Here is a 20,423-nt window from a genome sequence, read left to right on the forward strand (position 1 = left end):
CCGTTGCCTATTTGTGGGTGAGGATGTTGATGAGCTTGCCGAAGGGGTCGCGCGTGTAGAAACGGCGCACACCCCAGGGCTCGTCGGCAGGTCCGTATTCTATCGGAAAGCCTGCCGCCTCGACCCGCCGCAGCGCCTCGTCGAGATCATCCACCTCGATCGACAGACCGGGCACGGGCGTGCCCGATCCACCTTCGGACATGACGCTGAGCTGAACGCTCATCTGTTCGTCTGCGCCATGGGTGACGATCCAGCCCTGATCCATCAGCGTTTCCAGTCCCAGAACATCGCCATAAAAGCGGCGTGCCGCTTCAGGCCTGTCTGCGGCGATGTTGCTGACGATGCGCTTCACCCTCATGGCGTTTTTCCTCTTGAAGCTCCGTCAATGGTTGAGATCGTCCTTTGTGCGTCCGGATGGGCGCACGGCGATCTAGCCTGCCTTTTTGAGGTTCGGCAGGAACACGGTCAACAGGCCAAGCAGCGGCAGGTAGGAGCAGATCTTGTAGACAAACTCGATGCCCTGACTGTCAGCGACGATGCCGAGAACGGCTGCGCCAAGCCCGCCGAGACCGAAGGCGAAGCCGAAGAACATGCCTGCGACCATGCCCACGCGACCGGGCAGAAGCTCCTGTGCGAAAACCACGATCTGCGGAAAGGCCGATGCGAGGATCAGGCCGATGGCCACGGTCAGGACCGGCGTCCAGAAGAAATTCGCATAGGGCAGGGCCAGCGTGAAGGGCAGCACACCGAGGATCGAGAACCAGATCACCGTCTTGGAGCCGATGCGGTCGCCGACCAGCCCGCCCAGAACCGTGCCGGCCGCAACGGACCCCAGGAAGACGAAGAGCAGGATCTGCGACTGCTGCACCGTCACACCGAACTTCTCGATGAGGAAGAAGGTGTAGTAGCTGGAAATGCCGGCCATATAGACATTCTTGGCGAAGACCAGCGAGACGAGAATGGCGAGCGACATGGCCACCTTGCCTTTTGGCAGAGTGAGCGTTTTTGCTGGCGCTGGACGAGAGGCCGCGCGCTGGCGATAGGCTGCGTACCAGGCGCTGACGCGCCCCAGCACGATCATGCCCAGAAGGGCTGCGAGCGAGAACCAGGCAACACTGGTCTGGCCGCGCGGCACCACGATGAAGGCGGCAAGCAGTGGCCCAATGGCCGTTCCGGCATTGCCGCCCACCTGAAATACGGCCTGTGCAAGGCCGTAGCGCCCGCCAGATGCGAGGCGCGCCACACGCGAGGATTCCGGGTGAAAGATCGCTGATCCGAGGCCGACGAACATCGCGCCCACCAGAAGCAGCGAGTAATTGGCCGCCGTCGCCAGAAGCAGAAGGCCGATAAAGGTCGAACCCATGCCGACCGGCAGCGAATAGGGCATCGGCTTCTTGTCTGTCGTCAGCCCGATGGCTGGCTGAAGCAGCGAAGCGGTGACCTGAAACGCCATGGTCAAAAGACCGATCTGCCAGAAGTCGAGCCCGTAATCCGCTTTCAGCATCGGGTAGATGGCCGCAAGCATCGACTGCATGATGTCGTTGAGCATGTGGCAGAAGCTGACGGCGATGAGCACCGCGAAAGCGGTCTTCTCGGCCTGAACGGGAACGCGATTGGCGGTGGTGTCGGTCACGTAGGAACTCCATGCGAAAACGCCGTCGGCGAAGCGGCAACCGCTTATACGCCTGTTGCAAATGACCTTCCTTGGTGATTTGGTCTAGTTTTTTCGCAAGTGGGCCAAATGAATCCACCCGACAGAGCCAATAGAATGCCCAGTACCGTCGTCATGAACGGGGATCGCCCGGTCAATGACGAAAAGCGCCGGTCGTGGATCGAGGAGGCGGAAGGCGATCTTGTCGTTGGCGAGATCGAGCAGGCGGCGCATGTTCGGGTGGAAGCGCATCGCCACAGCCGCGGCCAGCTTCTTCATGCGCGCAGCGGCGTTGTTCTGGTCAAGACCGTGTTCGGGCACTGGATGGTGCCGACGGGGCAGGCGATCTGGATTCCGCCCGGCATCGTGCATGCCGTGGACATGGTGACCGATGTGCGCATGCAGTCGGTCTATGTGCTGCCGGAGGCGATTTCCGATCTGCCCGACAGGCCGCGTGTGGTCGGTGTAACCCCGCTGATGCACAGTCTTCTGGAGGAGGTGGCGCCGCTGCCCCATGTGGCGCAGCCGACCGGGCGCAACGGGCTTATCTACAAGCTCATTCTGCACGAAATTCCGCGCCTGCCGGAATTGCCGCTCGGCCTGCCGTTTCCCGCTGATGCGCGGCTTGCGCGGATGTGCCGGGCCTTTCTCGATGCGCCGGCAAGCCGGGTCACCATTGATGACTGGGCGCGCGACGCGGGCATGAGCCGACGCACGTTCACGCGGCGCTTCAAGCAGGAAGCGGGCGTGAGCCTCTCGGTCTGGCGTCAGCAGGCGAGCCTCTTTGCGGCCCTGCCCAGGCTTGTGAGCGGCGAGCCGGTGACGAGCGTCGCCTATGATCTCGGCTATGACAGTGTCGCGGCCTTCACCACCATGTTCAAACGCATGCTCGGCTCTTCGCCGCGCAACTATCTGAAACTGCCCGAGAGGGAAGACGGGTCCTGACCCCGCGCGCTGCCGCTGGAGCGCCGTGCGTCCATTGGGACGCACAAAGGACGCTCTAACCTATTGAATCGACGCATCGTGCTTTCCGAAAATCGATTCCGACTTTCGGGCCGAAGCGCTAGTCCTGCGCCAGTGTCTCGCTGATCTTGCGCATCTGCTCGCCCATGGCCTCGCACTGTTCCGGCGTGGACTGGGCCATGACGCGGTCGATAAGTTCCGTATAGACGGCGAGCGCTTCCATCAGCCGTTCCTCGCCATCGGGCGTCAGGTAGAGCCTGAGAATGCGACGGTCCTTTGCATCGTTCTCGCGGCGCACGAGCCCCTGGGTTTCAAGCTGCGGCAAAAGCATGGTGATGTTGGAGCGGCCGACCAGAAGTCTGCGCGCCAGATCGTGCTGCGACTGACCGGGGTGGCGATACAGATTCATCAGCATGTCGAGCTGCGCGATCTTCAGGCCCAGCGGTTCGAGCGCCTTGCCAAGGGCCCTTACAATGGCCTTTTCGGCGCGCGCGACTGCAACCCATGTACGGAAGCGCGGATTGTCCCAGGGAAGTTCTTGTTTTTTGTTCATGCTTGAACTAACTTTGTTCATGATTGAACATTATCATGGATTGCCGACATGACCGCACTCAATCTGAGGATCTTACGGGGTCTTTTTGGCACAATCGATCATGTCGCGCCAAGCCTCGCAGGTCGTCTTGCCTTCCGGCTCTTCTGCCGTACGCCGAGCCCGCAGAAGCTGACGGAGAAGGAAAAGCGTCTCCTGTCAAAGGCGCAGAATTTCATGAACAGCGCCCGCAGGCACAGTCTCACGACGGAGCACGGCCGTGTTGCGGCTTACGAGTTCACAAACTGGGGCGGGCGTCGCGACGGGCCGACCGTGCTTGTGCTGCATGGCTGGCGTTCGCGCACGGAGCATATGCGCGCCATCATCGAGGCGCTTCTGGAGCGTGGGTTTCGCGTGGTGTCGCTCGACCTTCCGGGCCATGGTTCGTCCGGCGGGCGGGTTTTGAACATCCCCAAGGCCGTCGCAGCCGTGCAAAGTGCGGCCCAATGGCTTGGGCCGTTCGACGCAATGGTCGGGCATTCCTTCGGTGGCGCCGTTGCCCTCAATGCGGTGGCCGGGTCCATTAATGGAATACCGCCGGTTCCGGTGCGCAGGCTTGTGATGATCGGTGCACCGAATGCGCTGCCTGATCTTTTCACGCAGTTCGGGCAGTTTCTGAAACTCGGACCAAAGGCTCAAGACGTGTTTGAAGGGCGGGTTGAGATCATTGCCGGAACGCCGCTTTCCAGTTTCGTCGGGAGAGATCAACTGAGCGCCCTCGATATCCCGACCCTGATTGTCCACGCGCCCGATGACAAGGAGGTTCCCGCCACCGACGCCAGGGCGATGGCGGCAGCAGGGCGGCATGTTTCGGTGACATGGGCGCCGGGGCTTGGCCATCGCCGCATTCTCGCCGATCCGGGGATCGCAGCGCGTGTCGCCGCCTTTGTCGCCACGCGCAAGCTGCGGCGTGAGGATATGCCCCTTATGCAGCCATTAGAGAATCATTTACCAATCCCCAACTGAGCGTGCATTTCCCGACAATTTTATCGATCTGCCCGCGACCGATCCTGTTTGAACTGTTATTTTTGTTGCGATTCATGTTTGGGAAGCGTTTTACGTGCAGACGTCATCGATTTCGGGCTCTGCCCGCCGCTGGAAACCTGTCCGCAAATGGCGCTCCTGGAATATAGTTCGGATCTCGGCGGGGTGATCGATGATTTTGAAATCCACACGCAAGACCTGGCTGGCCTGTGCGGCCCTGGCTGTGTTTGCGGGGCATGCGGGGGCAGCACATGCCCAGGGCGACAATCTTTTCGATATGCTGTTCGGTGGCAACAACCGCTCCAGCGCCGCGCGTTCTGCGCCGCCGCCGAAGCCTGTTGAGCCCGCGCCGCAGCGTCGTGTGCCTGCGAAGGCGCCAAAGATCTCCGCGCCTTCCTATTACAATTACAAGCCGGAGAGCCTCGCCCATGTCGAGTTCTCCGAGATCACGCTTCCAGAGGCAGAGGGCGCTTTTCAGCCGACCCTCGAGGGCGTTTCCTTCCGCGAGGCATTGCCGATGCTGGAGGGGATGGAACTCTACGCCGAGAAGGATATCGCGAAGGCGCTGGTCGACTTCTATTCGAACAGGCCCGATTTCATCTGGGTTTCCGGATACCAGCCCAATGATCGTGCGCGGCAGGTTCTGCGCGTTCTTTCTGAGGCTTCCAGCTATGGGCTCTCCGACAGCGACTATACGGTCGGCGTGCCGGGCAGCGATTTTTCCTATGATGACATCGCGGCACGCCAGAAAGAACTGATCCGCTTCGAGATGATGCTTTCTGCCCGTGCATTACGCTATGCGCGTGATGCCCATGCGGGCCGCATCAATCCGAACAAGTTATCCGGCTATCACGACTTCGCCAAGAAGCCGATGAACCTGGAACAGTCGCTCGGCTTCATGGCCAACATGGCCGACGCCGATATCTATCTGGAGCGGCAGCATCCGCAGAACGACACTTATCGCAAGCTGCGCGCGGAGCTGGAGATGCTGCGCGGCGCTGCCGAGCGTGAGATCATCGTCGACCCCAAGACGTTTGTCCGCCCGGGCGGAACCAATCCCGAACTGGCAAAGCTGCTCAAGCTCATCGAGCGCGATGCAGATGCCGCTTTTCTGGAAACCCATGGCGCGGCGCTGAAAGAGCATGCCGGCAGTGAGGTTTATGTTCAGGCGCTGGTGCCTGTTGTGAAGGCCGCGCAGGAGGAGAGGGGCCTCAAGCCGGATGGCGTCATCGGGCCGCGCACCGTTGCCGCGATTGCCGGCGTTTCCAAGGCTGCGCGCATCGACAAGGTTCTCTACACGCTGGAGCGTCTGCGCTGGCACCCCTCGGAGCTGGGCGAAACGCGGGTGGTGATCAACGCCGCTTCCTTCAATGTCGATTTCTTCGACAAGGGCGAGCCGCGCATTTCCATGCGTACGGTGGTGGGCCGGTCTGCCAACCAGACCAATTTCTTCCATGACGAGCTGGAGACGGTGGAATTCAACCCCTATTGGGGGGTGCCGCGCTCCATCATCGTCAACGAGATGCTGCCCAAGCTGTGGCGCGATCCGAGCTATCTCGACCGGAACGGCTACGAGGTGATCAACGGTCAGGGGCGCAAGGTCTCGTCGTCCGCCGTCGACTGGGGCCAGTATGGCCGCAATGTGCCTTTCAGCGTCCGTCAGAAGCCGGGCCGCCGCAACGCGCTTGGTGAGTTGAAGATACTGTTCCCCAACCGGCACGCCATCTACATGCACGACACGCCTTCCAAGAGCCTGTTCCAGCGCGACACGCGCGCTTTCAGTCATGGTTGCGTGCGTCTGGCCGATCCGCGCGCCATGGCCGCGGCGCTGCTCGATGTTTCCGTCGACGACGTGGCGCGCGCCATTGAGAGCGGTGATCGCAGTCGCCCGACACGGCGCAAGATCGAGCGCAAGATCCCCGTCTATGTCGGTTATTTCACGGCATGGCCGCAGACGGATGGCGTGATCGCCTATCATGGCGATGTCTATGGGCGTGATGAGCGCCTGGGGATTGCGATCGAGAAGGTCACCGATACGCGCTCGCCCAATTCCTGATCGGGAGGATCAGGCGTCGCATGCGGCAGGGTATTGCGGCCATCGCTCTTGAGCGGTGGCCGTTTTTGTTTGTCTGACCCAGGGGGCCTGCCCCTGGCCAGCATGCTCGTTAGTCGCGCCAGAAAGTCGGCAGCAGCAGGACGACGACCGCAAGGATTTCCAGTCGGCCAAGCAGCATGGTCGCTGAAAGAACCCATTTCGCAAAGTCGCTGAGCGGCGCGAAATTGCCGGATGGTCCGATGGTGGTGCCAAGGCCCGGACCCACATTGGTAAGCGCCGTCAGTGAACCCGTTAGCGCGGTCAGGAAGTCGAGCCCGGTGGCGGCCAGAAGCAGCGTTGCCAGCACCCAGGAGGCAAGGAAGCCGACCACGAACAGAACCACCGAACGCTGCATCTCCACATCCACGATGCGCTTGCCATAGCGCAGGGCGCGCACGGAATGTGGATGGATGAGAAGGCGCAGACCATTGCGCAGCATCGCGCCCAGTATGAGGAAGCGATACGCCTTCACGCCGCCCGAAGTGGAGCCGGAACAGCCGCCGAGGAAGGTCGCGAAGAAGGCGAGCGTCACCGCGAAAGGTCCCCACAGCGTGTAGTCCTCGCTGGCAAAACCCGTTGTGGTGATGATCGACGCGAAGTTGAACGCCGTGGAAGCAAGTATGTCATCGAAGGGCTGGCCGGTCGTGATCCTGCGTTGAACGGCCAGCACGATGACGATCACCGTCACATAGCCGAGAAACAGCCGGATTTGCGGATCGCGCAGCGCGTCGAGCCGTCCGCGTGCGAAGAACAGGACGAGGATCGAGAAGGGCAGGGCCGCCATCAGCATGAAGAATGTGCCGACCCAGAGCACCGTATTGCCCTCGAAATAGCCGAACGAGGCATCATGGGTGGAGAACCCGCCGGTTGCGATGGTGGTCATCGCATGATTGATCGCATCGAAATTGTCCATGCCTGCCGCCGCATAGGACAGCGCGCAGAGCCCGGTCAAAAGGCAGTAGATGCCGACCAGCGCGAACAGAAAGCTGATGAAACGGTCGAAGGGGCGGTTTTCGATGTCGGAGGATTCCACCCGGAAGTAGGAAAACCCGCCGACCTTGAGAAGTGGCAGCAGGAACAGGCCAAGCGCCACAACGCCGATGCCGCCGATCCATTGCAGGATGGAGCGCCAGAGGAGAAGGCCGGGCGGCAGTCCGTCGAGCCCGGAGATCACGGTGGAGCCGGTCGTCGTGATGGCCGAGACGGATTCGAAAACGGCCTCGGCCAGATCGAGCTTGAGCGAGGCGGTGTAGAATGGCAGCGCGCCGACCAGGCCGAGCATCAGCCAGAGAATGACCACCACGAGAAATGTGGACTGGGTGGAGCCACGGGTAAGAGGGGCGCGTGTGGCGGCTGCGATTGTCAGTGCGATTGCGCCTGTCGCCAGTGAGCAGACGACGAAAACCTGCCAGTCATCATTGCCGTAATAGAGATCGACGGCGGCGGGGAGGAGCATCGAAGCGGCCACATAAACGGCAAAAATGGCCGCTGGATAGGTGGCTGTCCGGATTGTCGATGTTTGCAATGTCTCTACCTCGGTAGGTGCGGGCACCGTTGGTAGAGGAGAAAATGCGTCAGGAAAAGTGGTTTTGGAGAGGGTAGCCATGCATAACCGGCAGGGCTTGCCAGTGAGCAACAGCCCCTCCAGAGCCCGGCAATCATGGCATTACGCAGTAAAACCCAGCGCTTTCACTGGCGCCGAATTCGGGGTGCGTGTCGATGGTATGGGAGAGCGAGGGAATGCTCCAGCGGTCTTCAATCCTGTAGCCAAGAGCCGCAAGCATCTCCAGAAATCCGGCTTCGTTGCGGATCTGATAGGGCACGAGAGCGGGGCCGATGCGCTCCAGCGTCACGAGCGTCTTTCCTTTGCGCAGCGCGACCTTGTTCAACAGAAGGTGCCGGGGCGGAACGCTCAGGCGTCCAAGCAGCTCCGGCAGGGGAACGTTCAGATATTGCAGCAGACCCGACCCCAGAAAGAGGTCACAGGGGCCGCCATCTTCGAGCCGGTTCGTGAAGGTGAGGGCGCTCAGGCCATCCGCCCTGGCGCGTTTCTCACCGGCTTTGACGATGGCGGGCAGGTCGTAGACGGTCCAGTTCAGCCTGTCGATGGAGGGCAGAGACCTGCGGAACGCCCTGAACTTCGTGCCCATATGACCGCCCGCATCGACCACCGTGCCGATGCGGCTCTCAAGTCGGCTGAGCCAAAACAGAAGCGGATAATCCCAGGGAACGAGCTGGCACATGCGCTCGAAGGCCACATCCGCCACCGCGTCGTGATCATAGCCCGCAAGCCCCTGACGCTGCGCGGCGGCAAGCGCTTCATCGAATGAGGCGTAGGCGCCGGAAAAGCGCACGGGAAGCCCTGTTGCCATGCGCAGACGACCCGCCGCCGTCTTGAAGGGCAGGGCGACCGCGCCCCGGGCTCCCTTGATCCTCTGTTTGATCTGCTCCATCGGCATGTCTGGCCCCTGGTCCCCCTTGTCGCCGCCGGGCCAAAGCCGGTCACGACAAGACATTACCCCCTGCAAAGGGGATGACCGATACGGCAAAACTGATGAATGCTGCGCCAAATAGGCTTAACTCCGGGCCTTACAGCGGGAATCCATACCGCTTTGCAATTGCCCAGATGTCCCGGTTGGTCTCGATCAGCCGGTTGATGGACCCGGTGATGTTGTCGATTTCCGCATCGTCGATGGCGTCCACCTTGCCATATTTCAGCCGGTCGCCGCTGTCGGAAATCCGCATGAGCAGGGTCGAGACATTTTCGCCCGTGTCGTCAAAGGAATAGATGCAGTGGTTGTATTTGTTCCTGAGCTTGGCTTCGCTCATCATCCGGCGCGTAACGCCCAGCACATCCCTGCGAACGGCTTCATCCGTGCGTGATGTCTTGGCCAGCCGCTCCACCAGATCGACCCGCGCGCGCGACGTGTTCAGTGTGAGGAAAATGATCGTGGCCGTTTCCATGTCCACCCGCGCAAGTCCCGCGATCAGGTGGATGAGAAGGCTCTCGGTGTTGGTCCACGTGTAATTGAGCTGCCCCAGCAGTGTGAGTACTTTTCGGAAACGTGGGGTAGCTTCATTCATGGCGAAACGGCTCGCGTCCACCTCGGATAGCTCATTGTCCCTCATGCTATCACCGCACGTTTCAGTCGTCTACTTTCTGTGACCCTTCCTAGTTCTCGCGAAACGCCCGGTTCATGCTGTCCATGATGGGCTTCGAGAGATATTCGAAGAAGGTGCGTTCGGCCGTCTGGATCAGGACTTCGGCCGGCATACCCGGTGTCGGCAGGAAGCCGTGAACCCGCGCCAGTTCGCTCGGCGGCAGCCGCACCCGCGCCAGATAGATTTCGCGTTTCTCATCGACCGAGCCGTCGCGCAGCGCGTCGGCCGAAACATAGAATACTTCGCCCGTCAGGACCGGCGTGGTGCGCTGGTTGAGCGCGGTCAGACGCACGGTTGCTTCCTGTCCCACCCGCACGCTGTCGATCTTTGTGCGCGGGATCTGCGTTTCGATGATCAGCGGCACGTCCGAGGGTAAAATCTCTGCAATGCTCTTGCCGCTTTCGATCACGCCGCCGGGCGTGTGGTAGTAGAGCCGCACGACGGTGCCTGCGACTGGCGTGTTGATCGTGGCGCGACGCAGGATGTTTTCTGCTGCGCGCGACTGCTCGCGAACCGCGTCGAGCTCCGCCTCGATGCTCTGCAGCTCATCAAGGGCCGCCTGCCGATAGGCGGCGAGCGTCTGGTTGGCCTGCTCGCGATAGCGCTTCATCTGGGCATGTGTTTCATCGACTTCGGCCGAAAGACGCCCGAGCTGGCCATCCGCCTCGGCCATGGCCCGCCGGATGGCGGAGATTTCGGGTTTGCGCATCAGCCCCTGCTCATAGAGCTTCTGCTTGCCGGAATACTCGTCTGTCAGGAAGGCGAGCTGCCGCGTCAGGGCCTCGTGCTGGGCCGTGTAGCCGCGTCCGCGAATTTCCAGCGCGGCGATGTTGTTGTTCAATAGCTCCAGTTCACTGTGGAGCTTGCGCTGCGAGGATTCGAAATTGAGCCGCTGGCTCGCCAGTATTTCCGCAATCTCCGGGTCTGCCATCCGCTCCGTCAGATCGGCGGGGAAGTCGATGCTGGTCTTTTCCTCATATTCAGAAGACAACCGCGCGACGATCGCCACAAGCCGCGCCCGCCGCAGGAAAAGCTGGCGTTCATTGGCAAGGGCTGAGGTCTCGTCCAGCTGCACCAGCGGCTGGCCGGCGGTCACATGATCGCCTTCGGACACCAGGATGTCCTTGATCACGCCGCCTTCAAGATGCTGCACGATCTTGTTTTGACCGGTGGCGACGAAACTGCCCTGTGAGATGACGGCGGCTGCAAGCGGCGCGAAGGCGGCCCATATGCCGAACCCGCCGAAACAGAGAATGAGCAGGATGATGCCGGCAATGCTCTGCTTGCGGATCGAACGCGGCACCTCCGCGTACCACGTCATGTCTTGAAGCTTGGCGATTTCGGTGGAGCTCATGATGGACCTGCCCTTCAGGGAAGCTGGTTGGCGAAGGGACCGTTTTCGAGTTGTCCGGCCTGGTGGGCGGCAAGGGCGCGCAGCATGTCCTCGCGCCGGCCGAACATCGAGATGGTTCCGTTGGTCATCAGCAGGATCTTGTCGACATAGCGCAGCAGCGATGGCCGCTGCGTGATGACGATCATGGTGATCCGGTTTTCCTTGGCGTGTTTGAGTGCGCGGGCAAGCGCGGCGTCGCCGGCGCTGTCGAGATTGGAATTCGGCTCATCCAGAACGATCATGCGTGGATTTCCGAAGAATGCGCGCGCCAGCGCAATGCGCTGCTTCTGCCCGCCCGACAGCGGTGAGCCATCGGCGGCCACGATGGTTTCATAGCCCTGCGGGAAGGTGGCGATCATCTCATGCACGTCTGCGAGGATCGCCGCCTGGTAAATTTCCCTGTCGTCCACATCGTCGCGCATGCGCGCGATATTGGCCTTGATCGAGCCGGGGAAGAGCTGAACGTCCTGCGGCAGATAACCGATATTGTCGCCGAACTGGCGCTGGTCCCAGTTGCGCAGATCCATCAGGTCGAGCCGCACACTGCCCGATGTGGGCAGGATGGAGCCGACCAGCATTTTGCCGAGCGTGGTCTTGCCGGCCCCGGAATTGCCGATGATTGCGAGCGAATCCCCCGGGCGCAGCGAGAAATTGATGCCGTTGAGCACGACCCGTTTTGTTCCCTGCGGCACGTAGAGAACGCGCTCCACATCGAGCCGTCCCTCGGGTTTCGGCAGCACGAGCCGTTCCAGATTGAGCGGAGATGCCTGCAGGAGCGCCTTGATGCGCCGGTATGCGCCGCGTGAAAGGATGAACTGGTTCCAGCCCTCGATGGAGCCTTCTATGGGCGCGAGCGCGCGACCGGCGATGATCGACGCGGCAATCACCATGCCGCCGGTAATGTATCCCTGGATCGCCAGATAAGCGCCCCAGCCGAGCAGGGCCACCTGCGTCAGGAGGCGGATGGCGCGCGAAGTGGCGGCCGACATGATGTTGCGGTCCTGCGCCTTGACCTGCGCCTTCAGTGATCCGGCCGTGTCCTGCCCCCAGATCTTCACCGCTTCGGGGATCATCGCCAGCGCGTTGATGATCTGCGAGTTCCGCGCCATGGAATCCAGATGCATATTGGCCTTGCTCTGATAGACATTGGCCTCGCCGAACGGGGCAGCGGTCGCGCGCTGGTTGATGAAGGCGACGATCATGAGCAGGAAGGCCGACAGCACCACGATGCTGCCGAGATGCGGGTGAACCAGAAAAACGGCGAGAACGAAGATCGGCGCGAACGGGATGTCGAGGAACGACAGAAGCGTGCCCGAAACCAGGAAGGAGCGCAGCTGTTGCAGGTCGCCCAGCGTCTGGTATTCGCGGCCCGTGCCATGCAGCGAAGCGCGCGCTGCCGCACTCAGAATGGGCGCGCCCAGCTGTGCTGCCACCTCAACGGCCGTGCGCATCAGGATGAAGCGCCGGATCGCGTCGAAAATCGCCTGCAGCAACACCGCCCCGATGATCACAATGGTCAGCATGATGAGCGTATCGGTGGAGCGGCTGGTCAGAACGCGGTCCGAAATCTGGAAGAGATAGACAGGGATCGCGAGCACCAGAATGTTGCTGGCATTGGTGAAAAGCAGAACCATCAGCAGGTTCTTGCGCACCGCGCCCAACCCTGCGGACAGGCTCTTTGAGAAGTCGACCGGCCCCAGACGGCGATGGAATTTTTCCTTCGTGTCGCCGGACTGTTTGATCTGAGGCGCTTCCTCAGCCGACCGTTGCCTTTGCTCGGCAGGAGCTGTTTTCGCCGCGCTCTTCCTGTCTTCCCGGGGCTTGTTCTGCGGCGCTGCCGCTTCCCGCTGGGCAGTCTTTGCCTGCGGTGTTTCGGAAGCTTTGGGGGCGGCATTATCCGTTGCCCGGTCCTGCTGCGCCTCCCGTTTGGCTGCTTCCTGCGCCATCCGTGCCGCGCGCGCATCGACTTCCCTGAAAATCCGGGAAATCTCCTGATCCACCGAGAGCGTCTGTGGTTTGCTGCGCGGTTCTGCGCGTTGTTCTCTCGGCCGCGCTTCTTCGATCACCCAGGATGATGCATCCTTCGCGTGGGCAGGTTGCTTTGTCGGTTTGTCCAGCATGCGTTTCCCCCCGGTATCCGCTAACCCAGCATGGTCTGCATGACGTCTGCCGAACCCGCATCCGGTGTTGCCGCATCCGGTGCGGAGTGCCCGCCATCCTGTTCGGGAGCCATCAGGTCATCGCTGAGAAATGCCACCGCCTCGTTCACCAGCGCATCGCCGCTTTGCGTGTAGAGACCGGTATCGTCTGAAATGAGCTCGGCCTGGATCAGCAGTTCGTCCGAATAGACGTTGCCGCCCGCATAGGTCGTCGCATTGACGCCGCCATCGGTGATCGCCGCCTGGTTGACCAGCGCATTCCCTCCGGTGGACACACTCCAGTCGCCATCGGCGTTGGCTTCTGCGCCCGCCTTTGCAAGCGCCACCTGATCGGCATCGCCCAAAACGTTGGTCTGGCTGATATATTGCAGGTCCACCACGTCGCCTGAAATGTAGAGAACCTTAAGGTTCGCCATTCCCGAAAAGTCCTCGCTGGCGAGCAACGCGCCCGGAGCTGCGCCCGGGCCAGCTGCCAGCTGGTTTGCCGCCTCCAGATAGGACGGCGGCAGCGCCTCGAACGACATGGTGCCGTATTGGGTGATCGAGGCCTCGTTCCAGAGCAGATTCCCACTGGTGGAAAGCGAGGCCGCGCCGCTGGTCTCGAAACCTTCGAGCGTGCCCACCAGATCATCATCCAGCAGGATGTTCGTCTGGCTGATGATGTTGGCGTTGTAGATGTTCCCGCCGATGATGATCAGGTCGTAATAGATGCCCAGTTCGGCCAGCGAGGCGACGTTGACGGTCAGATTCCCGCCCAGTTCAATCACGGTGCCGCCGCCGGTTGCCGACATCACCGTGATGTCGTTGTCTTCGACGAAGCTGACCTGCTTGACCCAGTTTGCAAGAACAAGGTCGCCATCGATCCGCGACACCAGCCAGTGGGAAGGGAAGTCGGGTTCGCCCTCGCCATTGCCGGCCGTTTCAGGGCGCGGATTGTCGATGGTCTGCATCGTCGCGATGTTGAAGGCTTTTGTCGGCTGCGCCGTGAGCGATTGCCAGCCTTCGAGCGCGCCGCCAACGGCGTCGCTGTCGCTCCAGACATTCAACTGGCTGATGGCGTTGAAATGAACATAGTCGCCGGCAACCGCCAGCACCGGCGCGCCATACCAGTCGTTCACGAGGATGGCTTCGTTGACCAGAAGATTGCCGCCGGCTTCAACCTCAATCTTCGCATGGAGCGAGAAGTCGGTTTCTGCATCGTCATCTTCGCTGGCATTCGCCTTCACGCCATCGGGCAGGTGGTCTTCAAGAAGCGGCGTTTCCTCAACGGCCTCGCCATTCACATACTGCCCCTCGAGAGCCTCGCTGCGGGCGATGAATATGTCTGCGCCATCGGGCAAATCATCTGCAAAGGCGTCCGCCAGATGCGGCGCGTGCATGATGAAATCGCCGATCTCTTCCGCCGAGCCGGGTTCGTCCAGATGGCTGAAGGGCTGGAATTCGGATGCAGCGCCTATCAGTGCTGCAAGGGCTGCGCCGGGATCGCCGACCTGGCTCATGACCAGACCATGATCACCGATGCTGAGATAATCGTTGTCTTCGAGCCGCGCTTCCTGCTTCACATACCATGCGAGAGAGCCAAGCGGCTGGTATTCGGGAAAGGCGGGGGCTTCGGCCCCGGTTCTGAAGGCGATCGCGTCAGTAGACGGGCCCGCGCCGCCAAAGCCACCGCTCTGGGCGTCGAGCGCCATCGGATTGTGCGCGACCGCTGAAACCACCTTCTCCCTGAACTGATCTGTCGGAGGCGGCGTGTATTCCACCCGCGGGCTGTAGTCCTTCAGAAGGTAGGGGCTGATGATGTTGATGTTTATGTTGAGGAGTTCGTTCTGCTCCGGCGCTCTCTCTTCAAGCGGATCGAACTCCACATAATCCATCCGCATGCGCACTTCTTCGACCGTCTGCGAGAACAGCCCTATGAAGTGGGCGATTGCTTCCGTGGTGGAGTCCAGATGCATGGAGCATTACCTTGCTGCGGGTTTGGCGAGTAACCTCGTGTTCTGCCATCGCCGGTCGACAGCCCTGAAAAAGGATCGGAGGTTTGCGGGTGTCAGGCGAAGGGTGAAAGGCGCAAACCTCCGGTTCCGGCGCCCAGGGGGACAGGGCGCCGGAATTCTCGTTTGCCGTCAGGCGTCGTCTTCGCCGACAACCGTGCTGTTGAGATCGCCGCCGACCACTGTCGTGTCCACGGAGTTTCCAAGCACGTTGGCGCCCATGACGATCTGTTGATTGAAGGCGCTCGTATCCACGATGGCATCGGCAGATGCCTCGGAGATTCCGGTCACATAGCCGTCATCTCCATTGTTGGAGCCCCACATGCCGCCAGCGCCGCCTGCGCCGCCAGCACCTGTGGTTGCGATGCCGCCCATGCCGCCGGCGCCGCCGTTGCCGCCTGAGACCGGTCCGGCCCATGCATCACCGGCGTTTCCGCCGACTGCAGAAGCCCAACCGCCTGCGCCGTCGCCTCCATCACCTCCATTGCCGCCACGGGCAGCGCCGAGGCCCATACCCATGCCCTGACCTGCGCCGAAACCAAGGCCGCCGCCGCCGTCGGCTGCGCCACCGGTGCCACCCATGCCACCCATGCCGCCCATGCCGCCGTCGCCGCCGGTTCCGGTTCCGCCATTGCCGCCGGAGCCTTCAGCACCTGCCGCACCTGTTCCGGTGCCGCCCATGCCGCCAGCGCCTGCTGCGCCGCCATCTCCACCAGGGGCTGCTGCGGCTGCTGCGGCTGCATCTGCTGCTGCGTCTGCAAAGCCCAGAGCCGCTGCTGCGTCTGCTGCCGCCGCTGCGGAGGCCGCTGCTGCGCCATCGCCGCCATCGCCGGCTTCACCGCCGGTGCCGCCTTCGCCGCCGTCGCCGTCACCGCCTTCGCCGCCGGTGCCTTCACCGCCTTCACCGCCGGTTGCCGTGCCGCCAAGGCCGCCCATGCCGCCAGCACCGCCAGCGCCACCGGCACCACCGGAGCCGCCTTCACCGCCGAGACCGACGCCGACGCCCAGACCACCGAGGCCAAGGCCCGTACCGGTCGCCGTGCCGCCGGAGCCGCCGGCTGCGCCATTGCCGTTGCCGCCATAGGCCTTGGCGTCATCGGTCGCGCCGCCATTGGCGTTGCCGCCATCGGCCCAGCCATGAGCGCCAGCACCGCCGTCAGCGTCTGCATCGCCGCCGCCTTCGCCACCGTCGCCGCCGGCCACGATGCCTTCTTCGGCATAGGCGTCACCGCCCGATGCGTCGCCGTTCTGGTTGAAGTCGGCATTGTTGGAGACGGTCGGGTTCTCAAGCGTGTCATTGTCGACGAGATCGTTCACCTGACCGATCACGAAGGCATTGTCATTGCCGCCGCCATTGAGCGAGTCGTTCAGGATGTCCTCGAACGTCATGTCGTCGCCCGGATCGTAGGAAATCTCGCCATCGCGATTGATGAACAGCTGGTCGACCGAACCGCCGTCATAGACATCCACATCTGCAAAGTCGTCATCACTCGGGATGAACCCGTCGAGGCCGACATTCACGGACGTGTTGACGGATGTGGCCACGGCAGTCGCCACATCGGTGTTGTTCGTGGCGTTGTTGGTGGCCGAGTTCTGCGCCGCATTGCTCGCGGCGTTGGCCGCCTCGTTGGCGGCTTCATTGCCAGCGGCATTTTCTGCCTGATTGCTCGCACCGTTCTGCGCGGCGTTGCCAGCGGTGTTGTTGGCGGCGTTCGTGCCGGTATTGTTGCTGGTGTTGTTCGCATCATTGTCGGCGTTGTTGTCGGCATCATTGCCGGCCGTGTTTTCCGCCGTGTTCAGGGCGTTCTGTTCCTGGCCCTGATGCTGCCATTCACCCTGATGTTGATGCTGGTCCTGATCCTGGTCTTGATCCTGCGACTGGCTGTTCCCAGGCCAACCAGGAAAGAAAACGCCGAAACCGTTTTGTTTGGGCATGATCGTGTCCTCATCCTCAAAATGAGAACCGTGTGGACACGATCACTGTTCATCTCTCAGGTGATATTGTGCTCACACGGTTCTGCTGTTTTGCGGCCATCCGGCCGCCTTTGAAGTGCGGAAACACGTTCGGATGTCGAACGAGATGCACTCCTCCCTCATTCGGACGCCCCTGTGTGTCTGAAGCGAATCCCCACCGCCCGCGTCTTTGATGCGACCCGAGATCAGTTCTCGCGGCAGACCTTTCGGAGTTATCCGACGGGAGGGATTGTCGTGCGTGAACCGGCGACTAAAAACCCGCAAATTCGGTGGAGCAGGGCCGTTTGAGGCCTCACCATAGGTTCAGCCCCCACCTAAAAATGATTAGAGGCGGGGTAGTAATCTTTGGGGGAAACGCGTCGATTGTGATGCTGAGACGCTGCTTCTGGCGCCGACGCGGCGCGCAAGACCGGGCGGCGATTCGCGGCGGTTCTAGAAGCGGAACGTCCAGTAGAGGCAGGCGAGGGTGGCGATCGTGAAGCCGATGAATGCCAGCGTCCGCAGAAGGACGTTGCGGCGCAGCGTATCGAGCGACAGATGCGCGACGATGATGCCGGCGGCAAAGATGAACTGCCAGTCAATCAGCGTCCACAGCGCTGAATTATTGCCGAAGGCGAAGCGCGCGACCTGTACGCCCACAATGGTTGCCAGAAGCACCAGCGCCGTTGAGTAGACCGGTGTTGTGCCATTGGCGTGAACCACGGCTGCTGCGCGGATGGGGAGGATTGTCACGAGCATGGCTGCGAACGCGTAAAGCGCTGCCAGCGGGATGAAGCTGGCGGCATTGGCCAGACCGTCGAGGCGCTCGATGCCGAGCGTGCCGAAACCGTATCCCTTGATCCGCAGCGCGAAGCTGAGCGCGACAAGAAGGCCCGTCAGTACGGCGACAAGCAGAAAGGCGGATGCGGTGCGGTTCATGATGTTCCTCTCCGGGAATCGGATCGTTCCGTTCCCGAATAGGACGATATTCTGAAGCAGGAAAGCCCGGATGTGGCGCAATCTGCGGCACGTGCGGCTGTCTCAGTGAATGTTTCAGGAATTCGCGGCGTGCCTGCGCTCTTCTCTGCTGCGCCGCCGTTTCTCCACTTCGTTGAGAACATAGCAGGCGTCCTCGGCCTCGGACTGGGTGATGCCGGCAACGATGGTCATGCCGATCACCGCCGGCTCGTTGGTTAAGTTGTCCCAGACGGTCCAGAGGTTTGAAGGGTCGAGGATGGTCTCGTAGCGGTCTTTCAAGTCCCGTCTCCTTCATCGGGTTAAGTCACAATGCTCACCGGCAGAGGCATCGTTGATTCTGATGAAAGAGAGATGAGTAAAAACAATAGGATAATAGTAAAATTTTAAATAGCTGAACGACCTTGGTTCGTTTTCGAAACATCCCGGACCGCCATGGTGCGGTCCGGGACGCCTGTAGCGCGGACCAGCGCCGCCAGTGATGGCGACGCCGGTCCCATGGCTTAGAGCGAAGCTCCGTCAAGGTTCCTGAGCAGGATGTCCCGGTCGGCGACGGAACTGACGCGCACGGTCAGCGACGTGCTTTTCGAGGGCACCTGCGGGGGCAGGGAAACGGCGACGCCGGGCGCGTTCTTCTCGAGCCAGCTCTTGAACCGCGAGAGCTTGTTGGGGCCTTCGATGGGAAAGGTGAAACTGTATTTGAAGCTCACTTTGCATTCCTTCAATTCGCAAAGGATCGCAGACGCGCGCAGCGGGGCTGCGGCATCGTGCTGTGTCCAGATCGTGTTTTGGGTGGAATAATCCTGACGCCGCTCTTGCCTTCGCAGGTAGTGGCGTCAGGCAACTAGCCGGGTTTGCGGCTGCCCTTTGGAAAACGCGGTCTATGACGGTCGTGGGTGAGCATGACTGACATGTCGGACACTGGCGCCCGGAAGTCAAACCCGTGCGCCTTTTTGCCTCAAGCTGGACGGATCACCTTTGGCCGGACGCAGAAAGTGCGGACGTGCCGCTTTCGTCTCCGGCGACCACGACGCAGTCGCGGCCATTCTGCTTTGCCGCATAGAGGGCGGCGTCTGCAGCATTGATCAGATATTCGTAGTCCGGATGGCCCTCATAGGCGGCAACGCCGATGGAAGCCGTGACCTTGATGCTTTCGGTTTCGGCCACGGATATGGGCGTTTTCGTCAGCTCCGTGCGGATGCGCTCCGCCAGTGCATGGGCCTGGCTCTCCGCCGTCTCGACCAGCACGATCAGAAACTCTTCGCCGCCATAGCGAAAGACGAAGTCGGTCGCGCGGACATTGTTGAGGATCGTTTCCGCCGTCTGGCTCAGAACCGCGTCACCGGCCGGATGACCGAAGCGATCATTGACCGTCTTGAAGTGGTCCAGGTCGACCATAAGCACGCTCAGTGGCGTGCCTGCCTTCTTCGACAGGCTGATTTCGCGCCCGAGAACCGTTGGCAGGAAGCGCCGGTTCAGCGTCTGCGTCAGCGGATCGCGCCCGTTCTCAACGCCGGCTGCGAGCTTGAAGAGGTCGTTGAGCAGAAACTTGATTTCGTCGATGCGCCGCTGAAACATCACCAGTGATGCCGGCTGACTGCTCGAAATGTTCGGCATGATCTCGGTATCCACTTCGCGGATGAGATGCTGGATCTTGTCGAGCAGTGGCGATCCCTGAAACAGCACTGCCGCACGGTGGCGGATCCAGAGGCCGAATGGCGAGGCCGCAAAACTGTTGTGAGACGGCTCGCTCTCATTGCCGAGCATGGACAAGAGAACCGAATGGCTCCATTCCATGAGCGCGGCGCGCTGGGTTTCGCGTTCCAGGTTGATGTCCTGACCGAGCGAGAAGATGCGAAAGGCCTCTTCCGTCTTGGTTCGCCGGTTCGCGCCCGACATGTAGGCCGTGCTCATGAGCCTGATTGCGTAATCCACGACCTCGTTGAACAGGATGATCGCATGGAAGGCGGACGGGCTGTGATTGCCGGCGGTGGCAATCTTGTCTGCGACCTTCGTTTTGATGAGGGTCGTGCCCTCCATAACGAGATTGTTGGGGATGTTCAGGCGGGCGTGCACTTCGCCGATCTCGATCTGCCGGCGCTCAAAAGCCTCAATGTCGGCCAGCGGATCGAATTCCACCAGTGCGAGAAGCCATTTGCGCAGCGAGTGGCGCAGCCTGTCCTGCACGACATTGTGGCTGAGAAACTGGGCGCTCTGGGTGTCGCCAAGGAAGACTTCGTAGAAGGCGGCCACCAGCGCGTCGGCCTCCTGATGAACGATACGAACAATCGTGCTGCGAGCCGCCTCGCGTTCGTCTTCACTGGAGGAAAGCCATCCCAGCACTCCGGCCCGACCGTTCATCGCTCAAACCCCCGTCGAATCTTTCGTCGGCTCCCCTTTACGTTGCACCCTGAAGGAATCAAGCGATGATGGGGAGGTGGGACAATCTTGCCCACGCACAGGCCCAATTCCCGTGTTGCCCGACATGCGCATGCAGGTGCTCTGGCA

General features: G+C 61.5%; 17 protein-coding genes. 3 read left to right on the top strand and 14 right to left on the bottom strand.

The window, feature by feature from the left end:
- Positions 1-7 precede the first annotated feature (7 nt).
- Positions 8-358, bottom strand: a complete 351-nt coding sequence (locus JYP46_RS04800; RefSeq protein WP_206546319.1) for a VOC family protein — start codon at positions 356-358, stop codon at positions 8-10.
- A gap of 72 nt (positions 359-430) precedes the next feature.
- Complete coding sequence (locus JYP46_RS04805) at positions 431-1,633, bottom strand: MFS transporter (protein ID WP_297560141.1); 1,203 nt, start codon at positions 1,631-1,633, stop codon at positions 431-433.
- Between the two features lie 135 nt (positions 1,634-1,768).
- On the opposite strand from JYP46_RS04805, the gene JYP46_RS04810 reads away from it, so the two are divergent.
- Entirely contained in the window at positions 1,769-2,596 is an 828-nt protein-coding gene (locus JYP46_RS04810) for an AraC family transcriptional regulator (RefSeq protein WP_113155404.1), read from the top strand.
- A gap of 118 nt (positions 2,597-2,714) precedes the next feature.
- On the opposite strand, the gene JYP46_RS04815 is transcribed toward JYP46_RS04810, so the two are convergent.
- Entirely contained in the window at positions 2,715-3,167 is a 453-nt protein-coding gene (locus JYP46_RS04815; RefSeq protein WP_113155403.1) for a MarR family winged helix-turn-helix transcriptional regulator, read from the bottom strand.
- A 48-nt stretch (positions 3,168-3,215) separates the two neighbouring features.
- Here JYP46_RS04815 and JYP46_RS04820 point away from each other — a divergent pair, with 48 nt between their 5' ends.
- A complete protein-coding gene (locus JYP46_RS04820) occupies positions 3,216-4,169 on the top strand; it encodes an alpha/beta fold hydrolase (RefSeq protein WP_206547456.1) in 954 nt (317 codons plus the stop codon).
- 190 nt (positions 4,170-4,359) lie between these two features.
- Positions 4,360-6,243, top strand: a complete 1,884-nt coding sequence (locus JYP46_RS04825) for a L,D-transpeptidase family protein (protein ID WP_206547457.1) — start codon at positions 4,360-4,362, stop codon at positions 6,241-6,243.
- Positions 6,244-6,352: 109 nt separating this feature from the next.
- Here JYP46_RS04825 and JYP46_RS04830 read toward each other — a convergent pair whose 3' ends face one another.
- The 11 genes from JYP46_RS04830 to JYP46_RS04880 all read right to left on the bottom strand — a co-directional run bounded on the left by JYP46_RS04830 (position 6,353) and on the right by JYP46_RS04880 (position 20,276).
- A complete protein-coding gene (locus JYP46_RS04830; RefSeq protein ID WP_206547458.1) occupies positions 6,353-7,807 on the bottom strand; it encodes a TrkH family potassium uptake protein in 1,455 nt (484 codons plus the stop codon).
- 133 nt (positions 7,808-7,940) lie between these two features.
- Positions 7,941-8,798 carry a methyltransferase, TIGR04325 family gene (locus JYP46_RS04835; protein WP_222473911.1) on the bottom strand — a complete coding sequence of 286 codons (858 nt, stop codon included), beginning with the start codon at positions 8,796-8,798 and terminating at the stop codon, positions 7,941-7,943.
- 73 nt (positions 8,799-8,871) lie between these two features.
- Positions 8,872-9,366 carry a hypothetical protein gene (locus JYP46_RS04840; RefSeq protein WP_113156324.1) on the bottom strand — a complete coding sequence of 165 codons (495 nt, stop codon included), beginning with the start codon at positions 9,364-9,366 and terminating at the stop codon, positions 8,872-8,874.
- Positions 9,367-9,454: 88 nt separating this feature from the next.
- Positions 9,455-10,798 (bottom strand): HlyD family type I secretion periplasmic adaptor subunit, encoded by a 1,344-nt coding sequence (locus JYP46_RS04845; RefSeq protein ID WP_206547459.1) that lies wholly within the window; start codon positions 10,796-10,798, stop codon positions 9,455-9,457.
- 14 nt (positions 10,799-10,812) lie between these two features.
- Positions 10,813-12,957, bottom strand: coding sequence for a type I secretion system permease/ATPase (locus tag JYP46_RS04850; RefSeq protein ID WP_222473912.1), 2,145 nt, complete (start codon positions 12,955-12,957; stop codon positions 10,813-10,815).
- Between the two features lie 20 nt (positions 12,958-12,977).
- Positions 12,978-14,951, bottom strand: a complete 1,974-nt coding sequence (locus JYP46_RS04855) for a type I secretion protein (protein ID WP_206547460.1) — start codon at positions 14,949-14,951, stop codon at positions 12,978-12,980.
- Between the two features lie 168 nt (positions 14,952-15,119).
- The gene (locus tag JYP46_RS04860) at positions 15,120-16,922 is read right to left on the bottom strand and encodes a hypothetical protein (protein ID WP_206547461.1); all 1,803 of its coding nucleotides are present in this window, start codon (positions 16,920-16,922) and stop codon (positions 15,120-15,122) included.
- Positions 16,923-17,393: 471 nt separating this feature from the next.
- Positions 17,394-17,879, bottom strand: a complete 486-nt coding sequence (locus JYP46_RS04865) for a hypothetical protein (protein ID WP_113155395.1) — start codon at positions 17,877-17,879, stop codon at positions 17,394-17,396.
- 114 nt (positions 17,880-17,993) lie between these two features.
- Complete coding sequence (locus JYP46_RS04870) at positions 17,994-18,197, bottom strand: hypothetical protein (RefSeq protein ID WP_206547462.1); 204 nt, start codon at positions 18,195-18,197, stop codon at positions 17,994-17,996.
- 221 nt (positions 18,198-18,418) lie between these two features.
- On the bottom strand, positions 18,419-18,625 hold the full coding sequence (locus JYP46_RS04875; RefSeq protein WP_206546311.1) for a hypothetical protein: 207 nt from the start codon (positions 18,623-18,625) through the stop codon (positions 18,419-18,421).
- A 262-nt stretch (positions 18,626-18,887) separates the two neighbouring features.
- Positions 18,888-20,276 carry a GGDEF domain-containing protein gene (locus JYP46_RS04880; RefSeq protein ID WP_206547463.1) on the bottom strand — a complete coding sequence of 463 codons (1,389 nt, stop codon included), beginning with the start codon at positions 20,274-20,276 and terminating at the stop codon, positions 18,888-18,890.
- Positions 20,277-20,423 lie beyond the last annotated feature (147 nt).

This window comes from Nitratireductor aquimarinus, assembly GCF_017255295.1.
GTDB classification, from domain to species: Bacteria; Pseudomonadota; Alphaproteobacteria; order Rhizobiales; family Rhizobiaceae; genus Nitratireductor; species Nitratireductor aquimarinus.

Bases quoted from the DNA above. Each gene is read 5' to 3' on its own strand.
- JYP46_RS04800 (WP_206546319.1), bottom strand. From the start codon at position 358: ATGAGGGTGAAGCGCATCGTCAGCAACATCGCCGCAGACAGGCCTGAA.
- JYP46_RS04810 (WP_113155404.1), top strand. From the start codon at position 1,769: ATGCCCAGTACCGTCGTCATGAACGGGGATCGCCCGGTCAATGACGAA.
- JYP46_RS04815 (WP_113155403.1), bottom strand. From the start codon at position 3,167: ATGAACAAAAAACAAGAACTTCCCTGGGACAATCCGCGCTTCCGTACA.
- JYP46_RS04820 (WP_206547456.1), top strand. From the start codon at position 3,216: ATGACCGCACTCAATCTGAGGATCTTACGGGGTCTTTTTGGCACAATC.
- JYP46_RS04825 (WP_206547457.1), top strand. From the start codon at position 4,360: ATGATTTTGAAATCCACACGCAAGACCTGGCTGGCCTGTGCGGCCCTG.
- JYP46_RS04835 (WP_222473911.1), bottom strand. From the start codon at position 8,798: ATGTCTTGTCGTGACCGGCTTTGGCCCGGCGGCGACAAGGGGGACCAG.
- JYP46_RS04840 (WP_113156324.1), bottom strand. From the start codon at position 9,366: ATGAATGAAGCTACCCCACGTTTCCGAAAAGTACTCACACTGCTGGGG.
- JYP46_RS04845 (WP_206547459.1), bottom strand. From the start codon at position 10,798: ATGAGCTCCACCGAAATCGCCAAGCTTCAAGACATGACGTGGTACGCG.
- JYP46_RS04850 (WP_222473912.1), bottom strand. From the start codon at position 12,957: ATGCTGGACAAACCGACAAAGCAACCTGCCCACGCGAAGGATGCATCA.
- JYP46_RS04855 (WP_206547460.1), bottom strand. From the start codon at position 14,951: ATGCATCTGGACTCCACCACGGAAGCAATCGCCCACTTCATAGGGCTG.
- JYP46_RS04860 (WP_206547461.1), bottom strand. From the start codon at position 16,922: ATGCCCAAACAAAACGGTTTCGGCGTTTTCTTTCCTGGTTGGCCTGGG.
- JYP46_RS04865 (WP_113155395.1), bottom strand. From the start codon at position 17,879: ATGAACCGCACCGCATCCGCCTTTCTGCTTGTCGCCGTACTGACGGGC.
- JYP46_RS04880 (WP_206547463.1), bottom strand. From the start codon at position 20,276: ATGAACGGTCGGGCCGGAGTGCTGGGATGGCTTTCCTCCAGTGAAGAC.